At 68.3% G+C, this 14,700-nt stretch carries 16 protein-coding genes; all 16 read right to left on the bottom strand.

The genetic code is table 11. From position 1 onward, the window contains the following. Positions 1-3 precede the first annotated feature (3 nt). Entirely contained in the window at positions 4-1,575 is a 1,572-nt protein-coding gene (gene atpA / locus BN3560_RS11075; protein ID WP_154270391.1) for a F0F1 ATP synthase subunit alpha, read from the bottom strand. Beyond that, the gene (gene atpH, locus BN3560_RS11070; RefSeq protein ID WP_224767865.1) at positions 1,569-2,114 is read right to left on the bottom strand and encodes an ATP synthase F1 subunit delta; all 546 of its coding nucleotides are present in this window, start codon (positions 2,112-2,114) and stop codon (positions 1,569-1,571) included. The genes atpA and atpH overlap by 7 nt, the downstream gene beginning before the upstream one ends. A 22-nt stretch (positions 2,115-2,136) precedes the next feature. Next, complete coding sequence (atpF, locus tag BN3560_RS11065) at positions 2,137-2,721, bottom strand: F0F1 ATP synthase subunit B (RefSeq protein ID WP_015540408.1); 585 nt, start codon at positions 2,719-2,721, stop codon at positions 2,137-2,139. Between the two features lie 85 nt (positions 2,722-2,806). Then, positions 2,807-3,025 (bottom strand): ATP synthase F0 subunit C, encoded by a 219-nt coding sequence (gene atpE / locus BN3560_RS11060; RefSeq protein ID WP_041239754.1) that lies wholly within the window; start codon positions 3,023-3,025, stop codon positions 2,807-2,809. 147 nt (positions 3,026-3,172) lie between these two features. Beyond that, a complete protein-coding gene (gene atpB / locus BN3560_RS11055; RefSeq protein WP_087191460.1) occupies positions 3,173-3,958 on the bottom strand; it encodes a F0F1 ATP synthase subunit A in 786 nt (261 codons plus the stop codon). Between the two features lie 18 nt (positions 3,959-3,976). After that, on the bottom strand, positions 3,977-4,258 hold the full coding sequence (locus BN3560_RS11050) for a hypothetical protein (RefSeq protein WP_087191461.1): 282 nt from the start codon (positions 4,256-4,258) through the stop codon (positions 3,977-3,979). A 268-nt stretch (positions 4,259-4,526) separates the two neighbouring features. Continuing rightward, complete coding sequence (locus BN3560_RS11045) at positions 4,527-4,988, bottom strand: deoxycytidylate deaminase (protein WP_015540410.1); 462 nt, start codon at positions 4,986-4,988, stop codon at positions 4,527-4,529. 249 nt (positions 4,989-5,237) lie between these two features. Further along, complete coding sequence (gene upp / locus BN3560_RS11040; protein WP_096228086.1) at positions 5,238-5,879, bottom strand: uracil phosphoribosyltransferase; 642 nt, start codon at positions 5,877-5,879, stop codon at positions 5,238-5,240. A gap of 19 nt (positions 5,880-5,898) precedes the next feature. Beyond that, complete coding sequence (gene glyA, locus BN3560_RS11035) at positions 5,899-7,155, bottom strand: serine hydroxymethyltransferase (RefSeq protein WP_096228085.1); 1,257 nt, start codon at positions 7,153-7,155, stop codon at positions 5,899-5,901. Positions 7,156-7,269: 114 nt separating this feature from the next. Beyond that, positions 7,270-7,710, bottom strand: a complete 441-nt coding sequence (gene rpiB, locus BN3560_RS11030; RefSeq protein WP_096228084.1) for a ribose 5-phosphate isomerase B — start codon at positions 7,708-7,710, stop codon at positions 7,270-7,272. Between the two features lie 88 nt (positions 7,711-7,798). Next, a complete protein-coding gene (glpK, locus tag BN3560_RS11025; protein WP_096228083.1) occupies positions 7,799-9,295 on the bottom strand; it encodes a glycerol kinase GlpK in 1,497 nt (498 codons plus the stop codon). Further along, positions 9,274-10,254, bottom strand: coding sequence for an alpha/beta fold hydrolase (locus BN3560_RS11020; RefSeq protein WP_096228082.1), 981 nt, complete (start codon positions 10,252-10,254; stop codon positions 9,274-9,276). The genes glpK and BN3560_RS11020 overlap by 22 nt, the downstream gene beginning before the upstream one ends. A gap of 387 nt (positions 10,255-10,641) precedes the next feature. Further along, positions 10,642-11,244 (bottom strand): L-threonylcarbamoyladenylate synthase, encoded by a 603-nt coding sequence (locus BN3560_RS11015; protein ID WP_096228081.1) that lies wholly within the window; start codon positions 11,242-11,244, stop codon positions 10,642-10,644. 122 nt (positions 11,245-11,366) lie between these two features. Next, on the bottom strand, positions 11,367-12,074 hold the full coding sequence (locus BN3560_RS11010; RefSeq protein WP_096228080.1) for an ECF transporter S component: 708 nt from the start codon (positions 12,072-12,074) through the stop codon (positions 11,367-11,369). Continuing rightward, entirely contained in the window at positions 12,071-13,825 is a 1,755-nt protein-coding gene (locus BN3560_RS11005; protein WP_087191469.1) for an ABC transporter ATP-binding protein, read from the bottom strand. The genes BN3560_RS11010 and BN3560_RS11005 overlap by 4 nt, the downstream gene beginning before the upstream one ends. After that, positions 13,813-14,694, bottom strand: coding sequence for an energy-coupling factor transporter transmembrane component T family protein (locus tag BN3560_RS11000; RefSeq protein ID WP_087191470.1), 882 nt, complete (start codon positions 14,692-14,694; stop codon positions 13,813-13,815). Before BN3560_RS11000 ends, BN3560_RS11005 begins: the two co-directional genes overlap by 13 nt. Between the last annotated feature and the right edge of the window lie 6 nt (positions 14,695-14,700).

Below are 14,700 nucleotides of genomic sequence, written 5' to 3'. Positions count from 1 at the left end.
GCCTTAAGCCGAAGCCGAGAACGTCAGCTTGAAGGCCTCGATGGCAGCGTTCAGCTCGGTTTCGATCGCGTCGGTAAACTTCTGCTCCTTCACAATATTCTCGAAGATCTCCGGCTTGGAGGCGCGGATGTAATCGAGCAGCTCGCCGCGGAAACGCACGACGTCGCCCACCGGGATGTCGTCGAGGTAGCCGTGCCCGCCTGCGTAGATGGACACCGCCTGCTCCTCGACCGGCATGGGGTTGTAGCGACCCTGCTTCAGCAGCTCGGTCATGTGGGCACCGCGGTTCAGCTGGTCCTGCGTGGCCTTGTCCAAGTCGCTGCCGAACTGCGTGAACGCCTGCAGCTCGCGATAGGACGCGAGGTCGAGGCGCAGCGAGCCGGCAACCTGCTTCATAGCCTTGATCTGCGCGGAGCCGCCGACTCGCGACACGGAGATGCCCACGTCGACAGCCGGGCGCTGGCCCTGGAAGAACAGGTCGGTCTGCAGGAAGATCTGACCGTCGGTGATGGAGATGACGTTCGTCGGGATGTAGGCGGACACGTCGCCGGCCTGCGTCTCGATGATGGGGAGCGCCGTGAGGGAGCCCGCACCGTTCTCGTCGTTCATCTTCACCGCGCGCTCAAGCAGGCGCGAGTGCAGGTAGAACACGTCGCCGGGGTACGCCTCGCGTCCCGGAGGACGACGAAGGGTCAGCGACATCTGGCGGTAGGCCACAGCCTGCTTGGACAGGTCGTCGTAGACGCACAGCACGTGGCGGCCCGGGTTCTCGGCGGAGGCCGGCTTGCCGTCCTCGCCGTTGTACATGAAGAACTCGCCGATGGCGGCACCCGCCATGGGGGCGATGTACTGCAGCGGCGCGGAGTCGGACGCGGAGGCCGACACGATGATCGTGTAGTCCATGGCGCCATGGCGCTCGAGCGTCTCGACGATGCCGGCAACCGTGGAGGCCTTCTGGCCGATAGCCACGTAGATGCAGATCATGTCCTTGCCCTTTTGGTTGATGATAGCATCAACCGCAATGGCGGTCTTGCCGGTCTGGCGGTCGCCGATGATGAGCTCGCGCTGGCCGCGGCCGACGGGGATCATCGAGTCGATGGCCAGGATGCCCGTCTGCATGGGCTCGTGCACCGGCTTGCGGGCGATAACGCCGGGAGCCTTGAACTCCACGGGGCGCATGCCCTCGGCCTTGATGGGGCCCTTGCCGTCGATGGGCATGCCGAGCGGGTTGACCACACGGCCGAGCATCTCCCTGCCCGACGGAACTTCCACGATACGGCCGGTCGTGCGGACCTGGTCGTTCTCCCTGATTGCCGTGACATCGCCGAGAAGCACGGCGCCGACCTCGTCTTCTTCGAGGTTCTGGGCCAGACCGTAGACGGTCTTGCCGCCCTGGCCGACGAATTCGAGGAGCTCGCCTGCCATGGCGTCGCGCAGGCCGTCGACGCGGGCGATGCCGTCGCCGATTTGGATAACGGTTCCGACCTCGCGAGACTCGATGTTGACCTTCAGGGCGTCAAGCTGCTTGCGCAACGCATCGTCAATGGACTTAGCGGTGATTTCAGTCACTAGCATTCACCTCCATCTGTAGTCGTTTTGAGCACGTTGCGGGCATGGTCGAGCTGGGACGCCACGCTGGCGTCGATGCGCTTCCCGTTCGTGCTCATGATGATGCCGCCCAATATGGACTTGTCGACGCTCTCGCGCAGGACGACGTTCGTGTCCAGATCGGCTTCGGCTTTTTCCGTAATGATGCGTCGCAGGGCGTCGTCCAGCGGAACCGCCGTCGTAACGTCCACCACGCACAGGTTCAACTTGCTCTGCAGCTGCTCTGCGTAGTTCTCGAGCACGCGGGGCAGCAGCGCGGCGTCGCCCCGTTCGGCCAGAACCGCCAGCACGTCGAGCAGGACCGGGTTGCAGCCAGCGAACACGTTCCTGGCAAGCTCGCCCCGCTGCTCGGGCGTGTAGCCCGGGTCTGACAAGGCAACGGACAGCTCCATGTTCGTTCGCATGGCCTCGGCGACGCGGACCATCTGGTCGCGCACCTCGAGGACCGCCTCCTGGCCGCCCGCCTCGAACGCCCCATCGAACAGGACGGCGGCATAGACTGCCACTTCCTCTTTGACGATAAGACGATTAGTTGGCATCGAAACTGCCCGCCTCGTTCACGTAGCGCTCGATCATCTTGCGATGCTCGCTCTCCGAGAGGTCCTCGCCGATGAGGCGCGCCGCAACCGCGACGGACGTGTCGGCGACGGAGCTCTGGAGCTCGGCGATGGCAGCCTTCTTCTCCGCCTCGATGGCCGTGCGCGCCTTGGCGATCATGTCGGTCGCCTCGGACTGGGCCTTGGCCGTGATGTCGGCCTTGGCGGCTTCGCCGGTCTGCTTGGCGTCGGCCACGATCTGGGCCGCCTGGGCCTTGGCATCGGCCAGCTGCACCCGGTACTCCTCGAGCACCCGCTCGCTCTCGATGCGGGCCTCTTCGGACTTCTCGAGGGCATCTTTGATCATCGTCTCGCGCTTGGACAGCATGGCCTCGAACTTGGGCCAGCCGAGCTTCGCGAGGACGATCCACAGCAAGATGAAGATGACGAGCATGGGGATGAACTCCGCCATGTCGGGCAGGATGGCGCTGATGCCGCCTGCCTCCTCCTCACTGGCGAACGCGAGCGCGGGAAAAGCAAACGTCATGCCGGCGCCGGCAACTGCGGCAACCCCCATGCGAGTCGATGCTTTTTTCGCTCTGTCTTTCACGTTGTAACCTCCTTTAGCCTTCTTGCGGCAAATATGTCCGAATAAGGCCGAGTTACACGATGAAGGTCAGAACGAAGCCGATGAGGCCGAGGGCCTCGGCGAGGGCGGCGCCGATGATGAAGTTCGTGAACAGACGACCCTGCAGTTCGGGCTGGCGGGCGGTCGCGACGCAGCAGCCATAGCAGGCGATGCCGATGCCGACGCCGGGGCCGATGGTCGACAGGCCGTAGCCCACGAGCTTCAGAGCCGCAAGAACGATGGTAGTTTCCACAATTTCCTCCTTTTACCGTTTCCGAGCCAACCTCGGAGACTTTGGACAACCTGTTTATGTCAACCGGCCGTGGAGTGCCGGTATGAACCGTGGTTCCGCGCCCTCGGCGCGATGCCGCCCGCTCGCGCGGCCAGCGGGGACGATCTCCTAGTGGTCGGAGGTCGCCAGGCCGATGTACACCGCGCTCAGGATGGTGAACACGTAGGCCTGCAGGAACGCGACCAGCACCTCGAGCGCGTACATGGCGAACAGGAACAGCATCCAGGCGATGGATATGCCGCCCACCGCAACGCCCGCGCCCTGGATGGCGGAGCCGATGAACACGCTGGTGAGCAAGGCGAAGATGCCGAGCACCATGTGGCCGGCGAACATGTTGCCATAGAGTCGCACGGCGAGCGTGAGCACGCGCAGCACCGTGGAGAAGAGCTCCAGGAACCACACGATGGGCACCATGACCACGGGCAGGCCGGCCGGCGCGAACGACTTGAGGTAGCCGCCCAGGCCCTTGACCTTGATGCCGTAGAAGATGAAGTACACGAACGAGATGGCGGCGAGGGCCCACGTGATGGAGATGGAGCCGGTGGGCGTCTTGCAGCCGGGGATCAACCCGACGAAGTTGCTGATGAGGATGAAGAAGAACAGCGTGGCCAGGAACGGGATGTGCTTCTTGTAGCCGTGGCCGATGGCGCTCTCGCCCATGTCCTTCTTCACGAACTCGTAGCCGTACTCGACCATGTTCGTGAACTTGTTCGTGGGGATGAGCGTGAGGCGCTTCCCCGCCGTCAGCACGACGATGAGCGTGATGACGAAGCAGATGATCATCCACAGCACGTACTGGGTCATGCCGAACGAGCCCGAGCCGAACACAAAGGCCGGGTCGAACGAATGCTGCAGATGGGGCACCTCGGCCGCTAGTTGATCAAGTGGATTCACGTGTCTTACCTTCCCATCCTACTTCCGTACAAATGTATATACGCCGTAGCCGATTGCGCAGGCAACGAGCACCGCCGCTTCCGCCAAGACGAAGGGCACCGCTATGTCGCGAGCAAGGACGACGCAGGCGATGGCTCCGAGGAAAAGGATGACGAACGACAACAGCACACCGAGCATCAGGGCGCCTGCATGGCCCAAGTTGCTGGTGTCGGTCACCCGCCTCGTCATTCGCAATCCGAGAAACAGCGGCAAAACGCCGAGCACCCCGGACAACGCCCCCAAAACGATCGCTAGTACCATAGCCTGCTTTCAAATCCATGCGCTCGCAGACGCACCCTATTAAACCGGTACGTATGATAACGGAACGTTCGATTTATTCTACGAGAAGGTAACAAAAACATCCGATTTTCGGGTGAGTGGTGGATAAATCCGGCAGAAAACTGAATAAACCCTGCGGTGCGGAAGGGCGAAACTGTATATTCGGAGAGAAGCGGAGGGGGAACTAATTGATAGGTGAATAACCCCATTTCAGGACCGGACACCGTCCTCTCTCCGCCCTCTCCGCATCCTACCCCTCGAACACGCGCAGCTTCATGCCGGCTTCCTCGAGCATGGACATGGCCAGCTCGTCGGGGTACGGGTTCTGGTAGACGATCTCCTCGATGCCGGCGTTGATGAGCATCTTGGCGCACACGACGCAGGGCTGCGTGTTCACGTAGATGGACGCGCCCGTGATGTTGATGCCGTAGCGCGCCGCCTGGATGATGGCGTTCTGCTCGGCGTGCAGGCCGCGGCAGATCTCGTGGCGCTGCCCGCTGGGCACGCCGAGCTGCTGGCGCAGGCAGCCGGTCTCGGCGCAGTGGCGCATGCCGGTGGGCACGCCGTTGTAGCCGGTGGCCAGGATGCGGCGGTCCTTCACGATGACGGCCCCCACCCCGCGGCGCATGCAGGTGGTGCGGGTGGCAACTTCGTTCGCCAGCTTCATGAAGTACTCGTCCCAGCTGGGGCGGTGGTCGATCGTCTCGGTCATGTCGCGCTTCCTTTCAACCTGCGGGGCGGCGGAAGGGCGGCGCGACGCCCAGTCGCTCGGCAGTCCTGCTCGCACGAAACGTCCACTGGACGTTTCGGCTCGTGCGGAACTCGCTTGGTGAGCGCCGCGCCGCCCTTCCGCCTTCTCCGTTGCCGCGGACCGGGCCGGAGTCGCGCAGAGCGCTCTCCGGCTCGGGGGGTTCATGGATCTGCTCTCCCGTTTGGGAGGGGTTCGGCCTGCGGGGTTCTCCTACTTCGTGCCGAAGATGCGGTCGCCGGCGTCGCCCAGGCCGGGGACGATGTAGGCGTGGTCGTTCAGGCACTCGTCGACGGCGCAGGTGTAGATCTGCACGTCCGGGTCGGCGGAGAGGACGGTCTCGATGCCCACGGGCGCCGCCACGAGGACGACGAGCTTGATGTTCTTCACGCCCCGCTCGCGCAGGTAGTGGATGGCCGCGGTGGCGGAGCCGCCGGTGGCGAGCATGGGATCCACCACGAGCACATCGCGCTGGGCGATGCTATCGGGGAGCTTCGCGTAGTACTCGTGCGGCTCGTGGGTGTCGGGGTCGCGGTACATGCCCAGATGGCCGACGAACGTGGAGGGCATGAGCTCCTGGAGGCCCTCCACCATGCCGAGGCCGGCGCGCAGGATGGGCACGATCACCATCTTCTTGCCGGCAACCTGCTTGCACGTGGTCTTGCAGATGGGGGTCTCCACCTCCACGTCCTCGAGGGCCAGGTCGCGCGTGGCCTCGTAGCCCTCGAACATGGCCAGCTCGCGCACGAGGGCGCGGAAGTCCTTGGACGAGGTGTCCTTGTTGCGCAGCTTCGACAGCTTGTGCTGCACCATGGGATGGTCGACGACGGTGACGCGGTCGTACTCTTTCGTCATAGGGATGCGCTCCTCGTTCCTAGTAGTCGAGTTCGGGGTAGAGCGGGTGGGCGGCCAGGAGCGCGTCCACCTTGGCGCGGATGTCGGCGAGCAAGGCAGCGCTTTCGGCGTTGAACACCGTGGCGGCGATGAGCTGGCCCACCTCGTAGAAGTCGTCGGCCGTGAAGCCGCGGGTGGTGGCAGCGGCGCTTCCCACGCGGATGCCGCTCGTGACGAACGGGCTGCGCGGCTCGTTGGGGATGGAGTTCTTGTTCACCGTGAGGCCCACGCCCTCGAGCAGCTTCTCGGCATCCTTGCCGGTGACGTCGGCGGGCGTGAGGTCCACGAGGCACAGGTGGTTGTCGGTGCCGCCGGACACGAGGCGCAGGCCACCGTCCATCATGCCCTGGCCGAGGCGCGCGGCGTTCTCCACCACCTGGCCGATGTACTCTTTGTAGGAAGGCTGCGCGGCCTCGCCGAACGCGACGGCCTTGCCGGCGATGACGTGCATGAGCGGGCCGCCCTGGGAGCCCGGGAACACGGCCTTGTCCACGCGCTTGGCGATGTCCTCGTCGTTGGACAGGATGAAGCCGCCGCGCGGGCCGCGCAGCGTTTTGTGGCTGGTGGACGTGACCACGTCGGCGTGCGGCACGGGGCTCGGGTGCGCGCCGGCGGCCACGAGGCCGGCGATGTGGGCCATGTCCACCATGAAGTACGCGCCCACCTCGCGCGCGATGGCGGCCATGCGCTCGAAGTCGATGATGCGCGGGTACGCGCTCGCGCCGCCCACGATGAGCTTCGGGCGGACCTCCTTGGCGATGCGCTCCACCTCGTCGTAGTCGATCGTCTCGGTCTCGGGGTCCACGCCGTAGCTGGCGAAGTTATAGTGGCGGCCGGAGAAGTTCACGGGCGAGCCGTGCGTGAGGTGGCCGCCCTCGGCCAGGCTCATGCCGAGCACCGTGTCGCCCAGCTCGATGAGCGCCTCGTACGCGCCCAGGTTCGCGTTCGCGCCGCAGTGGGGCTGGACGTTCGCGAAGTTCGCGCCGAACAGCGCGCAGGCGCGGTCGCGGGCGAGGTCCTCCACGATGTCGACCTTCTCGCAGCCGCCGTAGTAGCGCTTGCGGGGATAGCCCTCGGCGTACTTGTTCGTGAGCACGCTGCCCACGGCCTCGAGGACGGCGGGAGACGTGAAGTTCTCCGAGGCGATGAGCTCCACGGAGTCGCGCTCGCGGGCGAGCTCCTGGCGCAGGGCGTCGGCGACGGCGGGGTCTTGCTCGGGCAGGTAGGTCAAGGGCATGGCGGTTCCTTTCGGATACGGGTGCGGTTCGCGAAAGCGGGGTCGCCGATGTCGCGACTTATGCTAGCACAACGGCCCGCGCCGGTTGAGCGGGCGCGGGCCGTCGGTTCGACCTCACTTGGCTTCGAGAGCCATGATCTTCGCCACGCGGCCGGCGTGGCGGCCCTCCCCGAAGGGGGTGGCGAGAAACGCGTCGAGGATGGCACGGTTCGTCCCCTCGTCCACGAAGCGGCCGGAGAGCGTGACGACGTTCGCGTCGTTGTGCTCGCGCGACAGCTCGGCGAACTGCGGGTTAATGACGTTCACGGCGCGGATGCCGTCCACCTTGTTCGCGGCCACGGCCATGCCGATGCCCGTGCCGCACACGAGCACACCGCGCTCGGCCGCGCCGCCCGCCACGTCGCGCGCGACGAGCTCGGCGAAGTCCGGGTAGTCCACGCGGTCGTCGTTGCCGGGGCCGCGGTCGATGACCTCGTGGCCTTGGTCGCGCAGGTACGCCGCGAGCGCCTGCTTCTGCTCGAAGCCCGCGTGGTCGCTGGCGATGCTGATGTTCATGGGCGGTTCCTTTCCATTCGTCTCTCGCTGCTCTCGGTTCCCGCCACGCCGGGCGGGCGGCAGGCCGTCCTTGGGGCGACCGGGGCGCTTATCTTGCCATCGTGCGCTTCACGGCCTCGGCCCAGCCTTCCAGCAGCTTGGCGTGGCGGGCGTCCTCCATGCCCGGCACGTAGACCGTGTCCGACGAGCGCAGGTCGCACAGGCGCGCGGTGTCCTTCCAGAAGCCGGTTCCCAAACCGGCCAGGTAGGCCGCGCCGAGCGCCGTCGTCTCCGTATTCTGGGGACGGTGCAGCGGCGTGCGCAAGAGGTCGCTTTGGAACTGCATGAGAAAATCGTTCGCCGACGCACCGCCGTCCACCTTGAGCACCTTCAGCGGCAGGCCCGCGTCCGCCTCCATGGCCACGGCCAGGTCGTGCACCTGGTAGGCCAGCGACTCCAGCGCGGCGCGCACGATATGGGCGCGGTTCGTCCCGCGCGTGAGGCCGTAGATGGCACCGCGCGCCTCGGCGTCCCAGTACGGCGCACCGAGCCCGGTGAAGGCGGGCACCACGTACACGCCCCCCGTGTCGGGCACGCTGCGCGCGATGGCGCACGTCTCGGCCACGTCGTCGATGAGGCCCAGCTCGTCGCGAAGCCACTGCAGCAGCGCGCCGGCCATGAACACGCTGCCCTCGAGCGCGTACTCGGGCCCGGGCGTGCCCGGCGCGGAGGCGGCCAGCGTCGTGACCAGGCGGTTCGTGGAACGGCACGCCTCGCACCCCGTGTGCATGAGCAGGAAGCAGCCGGTGCCGTACGTGTTCTTCGCCTGCCCCGCCTCGAAGCAGCACTGGCCGAAGAGCGCGGCCTGCTGGTCGCCCGCCACGCCGCGGATGGGCACGCCGCGCACCACGCCGGGGTTCGCCGTCACGCCGTAGTCGGCCGACGAGGGGCGCACGTCTGGCAGCAGGGACGCGGGAATGCCGAACAGGTCAAGCAGCCACGGGTCCCAGCGCATTCCGTGGATGTCGTAGAGCATGGTGCGGCTGGCGTTCGTGACGTCGGTGGCGTGCACCTGCCCGTCCGTGAGCGACCACACGAGCCAGCTGTCCACGGTGCCGAACGCCAGCTTGCCGGCCTCGGCGTCGGCGCGGGCGCCGGGCACGTTGTCGAGCAGCCACTTGATCTTGCTGGCTGAGAAGTAGGCGTCGGGCACGAGGCCCGTCGTGTCCGCGATGCGGCGGGCGACGTCCGGGTCGCCGCACAATTCCTCGATAATGGGTGCCGTGCGGCGGCACTGCCACACGATGGCATTGCCCACGGGCCGGCCCGTCTCGCGGTTCCACAAGACCGTGGTCTCGCGCTGGTTCGTGATGCCGATGCTGTCCAGGTCGGCAGGCCCCAGGCCGTGCGACACCGTGAGCTCGGCGAGGGCTCCCAGCTGGGACGACAGGATGTCCAGCGGGTCGTGCTCCACCCATCCCGGGCGGGGGTAATGCTGCGGGAACGGGTTCTGCACCGCGTCGACGACGCGCCCGTCCGCGTCGACGAGCATGGCGCGCGACGAGGTGGTTCCCTGGTCGAGCGCTACGACGTAGGCTTTTCGCATGCGTGCTCCTCTATCCACTGTGCGATGTCAGTATAGACCTGGGCGCGGCCGGGCTCGTTGAGTATCTCGTGGCGCATGCCCGAGTAGAGGACCTCGTCCACACGCTCGACCCCCGCGCCGCGCAGGAGCTCGGCGGCGGCGTGCACGCCCTTGCCGCAGCTGCCCACCGGGTCCTCGGCGCCGCCCACGAACAGCACGGGCAGGCCGCGGGGCACCTTCGCCGCGCAGGCACGCGTGACCACCTCGCCCGTGAGGTCGGTGAGCGTGGCGTAGCCGCCCGCGGAGAACATGGCGCCGCACATCTCGTCGGCAATGTAGGCGTCCACGACGGCCGGGTCGGTGGACAGCCAGTCGAACGGCGTGCGGGCGTTCTCGATCTGCTTGGCGAAGGCGCCGGCACCCAAACCGTCGAGGAAGGCGCTCCGGTAGTCCTCCCCCTTCGACGCCGCTATGCGGCGCGCGACGAAGTTGCCCGCCTTCGACAGCACGAGCGGCTGGGTGCCCGTGCCGCAGATGACGGCCGCGGCCAGGCCCTCGGCGTGGCGGGCCAGGTAGGCGCGCACGACGAAGCTGCCCATGGAATGGCCGAACAGGATGTAGGGCGTCTGGCGGGAGTAGCGGGCCGCCACCGTGCGGCGCAGCTCGTGGACGTCCTCGACGAGCACGTCCTTGCCGCCGTGCGCGGGCAGGCACCCCAGCTTGGCGGGGTCGGGTACGCTCTTGCCGTGGCCCACGTGGTCGCTCGCGCACACCACGAAGCCGCAGCCCACGAGGAAGCGGGCGAACTCGTCGTAGCGCCCCAGGTGCTCGGACATGCCGTGCACGATCTGCACGACGCCGCGCGGCGCGGGCGCACGGGTGCCCGCCGGGCGCTCGGGCGCCCAGATGAGGCCCCTGATCTGGGATGTGCCGTCGTGGGACAGGAAACCGATCGGAGCAGTGGAAACCGTAGCAGCCATGCGCGCCCTCCCCGGGAATTCGTCTGGAGGCTTCATTATACCCGAGAAGCCGCGAGCGGCGGGCGGATGGGCGGATGGGCGCGATGACTGGATGTCGGCGAGCAGGGCGGCCGGCCGTCGGCGGGCTGGACGGGCGGATGTCGGCGGACTGGCGGCCAGATGCTGGCGGGTCGGGCGGACGGCCCCCTGTCCGGCTGGTCGAGCTCCCAGCACAGTAATCACCGATTTTGTACGCCCTGCATCCACCTCGACAGAGCTTGCGCTTCTTCGAAGCCACGCGACCAGGCGAAACGGGAGCCGTTCGCACCGGGAGGCAGGGGAAACGAAGCTTTCCCGCGCAAAAACGTCGAAATTCGGTGATTACTGTGCAGAATGGGGAGCAGCGCCCTAGGCGAGGGCGAGGATATCTGCGAGGGTCACGGCGCCCTCGCGCACGATTGCAAGGGGGTCCTGCGTGCAGTCGAGCACGGTGGAGGCCACGCCGCTCGAGGCGCCGTCGGCCTCGTCGGGCACGATCGTGCCGACGCGTGCGGCAAGTTCGGGGTCGAGGGCATCGAGGGCGCCGGCGGCCGCACGGCCCGAGAGGTTCGCCGACGTGGTGGCCAGAGGGCATCCGGCGGCGCGGACGAGCGCGAGCGCCGTGGCGTTGTCGGGCATGCGCAGGCCGATGGTGCCCGCGTCCGAGCGGAACGACTCGGGCACCTCGTCGGAGGCATGCACGACGAGGGTGAGCGGGCCGGGCCAGTACGCGCCCGCCAGCTTGCGCGCGAGCGCGGGAACGCGCGCGCCGTAGCGGTCGAGGTCGTCCGCGCCTCCCACCAGCCAGGAGATGGGCTTGCCGCGGTCGCGCTCCTTCAGGTCGTAAAGCACGTCGGGGCCTGTCGCAGCGCGCACGGAGACCCCCAAGCCGTACACCGTCTCGGTCGGGAAGATGACCGCCTCGCCCTGCCTGAGGGCGCGGGCCGCCTGGTCGATCGTACTGGTTCGCATGGGGTTCTCGCCTTCTGCCGCCCTCCCTGCACCATGCGGGGAGCCGCCATTGTAGCACGTCGCCTCGTGCGCACCGCAACATGCGTCGCCGAGCGCCGCGCAGCCGGCCGGCTGACGGGAACTCACTGCGCGCCGCCGTCGGGCACCAGCGCGTACTTCTTCTTGATGCGCTCGAGCTTCTTCTTCCAAGGCAGGTACAGGGCGGCGAGGAACGCCACCGTTGCCGCACCGTGCATGAGGTCGAACGGCAGCGCGGCGCCGAAGGACACGAGGACGGCGGGTAGCGTGAGCGGGTGGACGAAGCCGATGGCGTTCCAGCCGTTCAGCAGCAGGCCGTACAAAAGCGCCGACGAGAAGCCGAACGCGAGCAGCGCCGGCGTGCGGTCGAGCCAGCCGCGGTCGGCCAGCACGCCGGCCAGGTAGCCGACGAGCCCCCAGGCGTACATCTGCCAGGGCGTCCACGGCCCCTGCCCGAAGAAGAAGTTCGACACGAGCGCGGCGAGCGCGCCCACCATGAAGCCGCTGCTCCGCCCGAACACCGCGCCCGCCAGGATGCAGATAGCCGACACCGGCTTGAAGTCGGGGATGGGCGCGAACAGCATGCGGCCGGCCGCCGCGAGGGCGGCGAGCACCACCGTGGGCATGACCTGCCGCAAGGAGGGACGCGAGGTCTCGAAGGCGGCGAAGAACACCCCCACTGCCGTAAGCGCCGTGGCCACGGTGAGCAGCGCGCTCTGGTCGAGGTTGAGATAGGCGCACGCGGCCAGCACGAGCGGCACTGCCAAGAGCGCGGGCACCTCCAACGCGCGCAGCACCTTGGCGGCGCTCATCGGGCCGTCCCGTCATTGGGATCGAGCGTGTGAGCCCCCGACGCGCCCGCCCCCGCAGCGGGCAGAGGTTCGCCCTCCAAGGAGGTGCGCAGGCCTCCGCCCGAAGAGACAAGGGGGCCGGGGCGGGAAGGAGCGCTGCTCCCGCCGTCCGGGCCGTCGTCGGCCCGCGGCTCCCCCGCCCCGGCGCGCCAGGTGCGGAAGAACGCATCAGGTACCGGGCGGTAGAACAGGTTGCCCGCGAAGAACTCCTCGGCAGGTTCCGTGCAGGCGGCCTCGCCGTCGAACAGCATGGTGGCGCGGTCGGCCACGCGGGCGGCGAACGCCAGGTCGTGGGTCACGAGCACGACGGTGGCCCCGGAGCGGGCGCAGGAACGCACCGCATCGGCCAGCGCGCGTTTCGTGGGCGTGTCGAGGCCCTTGGTGGGCTCGTCGAGCAGCAGCAGGTCGGGGTCGGTGAGCAGGATCTTCGCGAAGGCGAGCAGCTGCTGCTGGCCGCCCGACAGGTCGTAGGGATGCCGCGCGGCATGCGCCGCGAGCGAGAAGCGCCCGAGCGCCGCATCCACCGCATCGTCTCCGTAGCCGCAGCCGCGCTGCCACTCGCGCAGCTCCTCGGCCACCGTATCGCACACGAACAGCGCCTTCGGGTTCTGCGGCAGCAGCGCTTGGCGGGCGGCCAGACGATTGGCCACGCGCCCGCGCTCGGGGCGGAGAACGCCGGCCGCAAGGCGCAGCAACGTTGACTTGCCGCAGCCGTTGCCTCCCACGACGGCGTGGACATCGCCCATACGCACGTCCAGGTCCAGGCCGCGCACCACCCAACCGGCCTCGCGGGAGTAGCGGAAGTGCGCGTCGCGGAAGGAGAGGACGGGAGGCGCCTCGCGAGTTGCGGCGGGAGACACCTCGCGGATCGGGCGGGCGGAGGACACCTCGCGGATCGGGCGGGGCGCCGCCTCCACGTCGAGAAGAGGATTCTCGGACCCACCTGACGCGCCCTCGACGCGTGGGGAGGGGATCGCGGATGCAGGGCCGAAGGCGGACGCGGGGCCGGGTGCGGGTGCATCTGCCGTCGCGCAGGGAACGGCAACCGGGCGCACCTGGCCGTTCGCCAGCTCCACGAGGTCGGTGGCGTAGGGGGCGGTGGCCTCGGGGGCGTGGGTTGCCATGACGACGGTGATGCCCAGCTCGCGGTTCACGCGGAAGAGCGCATGCAGGAAGTTCTTCTCGGCCACCGGGTCGAGCTGCGCCGTGGGCTCGTCGAGCACGAGCAGCCGCGGTTGGCACGCCAGCACGGCCGCCAGGTTCACCATCTGCTGCTGGCCGCCCGACAGGTCGGCCACGGACGCGCGGAACCACGGCTCGATGCCGAAGAAGTGCGCGACCTCGGCGACGCGCCGGCGCATGGCGTTCTGGTCGAGGCCGATGTTCTCCAGCGCGAACGCCAGCTCGTGCCACACCGTGTCGCACACCAGCTGGTTCTCCGGGTTCTGGGCGACATAGCCCACCTGCGCGGCGCCGTCGGCGGCGTCGAACGCGGCCGGCTCGCGGCCCAGCACCTCCAAGCGGCCCTCCTGGGCGCCCGTCGGCGCGAGCGCGGGCTTGAGGCAGCGCAGAAGCGTGGTCTTGCCGCAGCCGGTGGCACCCACGAGCAACGTGAACGACCCCTGCGCAACCCGCCAGTCGAGCGGGCCGAACGTGCGCGCCGGCGCATCGGGGTAGGTGAACGCGAAGCCCTGCGCCCTCACCGCGTCCATCGCGCACGCTCCCTCGCCTCGAGCGCGAGCGGCGCGAACGCCAGCACGGCAAAGGGAACGTAGCCCCACCACACCGTGAGCGCGCTCAACGTGGGGTAGAAGTGGAACTGCGTGCAGGCGGCGTACGCGAGCGCGGCGTTCAGCGCCGCGAGCGCCGCCAGCACGCCGAGCGCCGCGCCGTCGCGGGCGCGGAAGCGGCAGCGACGGTAGGTCGTGCGACGCGCGCGGGCGCCCCACCCGCGCGCGCGCATGGCGTCGGCCGTTTCGAGCGAATCTTCCATTCCCCATCCCATCAGCACGGACGTCAGGCGCAGCTGCGAGCGCGCACCCTCGCGCAGCCCCGTGGCGCGTGCGGACGTGCAAGCCCGCTGCACATCGCCCACCGTGGCGCCCCGGCGCATGAACTGGGGCACGAGGCGCATCGCCATGGACAGCATGAGGCCGATCGTGGGGGCCGCGTTGCCGAACAGCGCCATTACTTTGTCCGACGAGAGCACGCGCGAGGCGTTCGAGAACCACAGCAGCACGCACACCAACATGGCGCCCATGCAGGCGCCGAACACCAGGCTCTCCAGGTAGAACGCCCGCAGGCCGATGCGGAAGAGCTCCGTGGAGCCCATGGCCGAGAACAGCGGGTTCGCCACCGCCATCACCAGGATGAGCGGCATCTGCCACAGCGCCGTGCGCAGCGTGGCGCGCACGCCCCGCAAAACGATGCTGTACGAGAGCGCCGCCGCGAGCGAGAGGGCGAGGTAGACCGGCTGCATCGCCGCCATGCCGAACGCGAGCACGCAGGCGAAGTAGCCAAACGCCACTGCCGGGTGGTACCGGTCGAACGCCGTGGGCTTCGCGCCCCCGCTGCCGAGCATCGCCGC

It is taken from the genome of Gordonibacter urolithinfaciens (assembly GCF_900199375.1).
Taxonomy (GTDB): domain Bacteria; phylum Actinomycetota; class Coriobacteriia; order Coriobacteriales; family Eggerthellaceae; genus Gordonibacter; species Gordonibacter urolithinfaciens.
The sequence above is the reverse complement of the archived record's forward strand: the minus strand, read 5'-3'. Positions and strand labels throughout refer to the sequence as shown.

Coding starts and splice junctions, on each gene's coding strand:
- BN3560_RS11015 (WP_096228081.1), bottom strand. CDS start 11,244: ATGCGAACCAGTACGATCGACCAGGCGGCCCGCGCCCTCAGGCAGGGC.
- BN3560_RS11050 (WP_087191461.1), bottom strand. CDS start 4,258: ATGGTACTAGCGATCGTTTTGGGGGCGTTGTCCGGGGTGCTCGGCGTT.
- rpiB (WP_096228084.1), bottom strand. CDS start 7,710: ATGAACATCAGCATCGCCAGCGACCACGCGGGCTTCGAGCAGAAGCAG.
- atpF (WP_015540408.1), bottom strand. CDS start 2,721: ATGGGGGTTGCCGCAGTTGCCGGCGCCGGCATGACGTTTGCTTTTCCC.
- BN3560_RS11020 (WP_096228082.1), bottom strand. CDS start 10,254: ATGGCTGCTACGGTTTCCACTGCTCCGATCGGTTTCCTGTCCCACGAC.
- BN3560_RS11045 (WP_015540410.1), bottom strand. CDS start 4,988: ATGACCGAGACGATCGACCACCGCCCCAGCTGGGACGAGTACTTCATG.
- glpK (WP_096228083.1), bottom strand. CDS start 9,295: ATGCGAAAAGCCTACGTCGTAGCGCTCGACCAGGGAACCACCTCGTCG.
- glyA (WP_096228085.1), bottom strand. CDS start 7,155: ATGCCCTTGACCTACCTGCCCGAGCAAGACCCCGCCGTCGCCGACGCC.
- upp (WP_096228086.1), bottom strand. CDS start 5,879: ATGACGAAAGAGTACGACCGCGTCACCGTCGTCGACCATCCCATGGTG.
- BN3560_RS11000 (WP_087191470.1), bottom strand. CDS start 14,694: ATGCTCGGCAGCGGGGGCGCGAAGCCCACGGCGTTCGACCGGTACCAC.
- atpA (WP_154270391.1), bottom strand. CDS start 1,575: ATGCTAGTGACTGAAATCACCGCTAAGTCCATTGACGATGCGTTGCGC.
- BN3560_RS11005 (WP_087191469.1), bottom strand. CDS start 13,825: ATGGACGCGGTGAGGGCGCAGGGCTTCGCGTTCACCTACCCCGATGCG.
- BN3560_RS11010 (WP_096228080.1), bottom strand. CDS start 12,074: ATGAGCGCCGCCAAGGTGCTGCGCGCGTTGGAGGTGCCCGCGCTCTTG.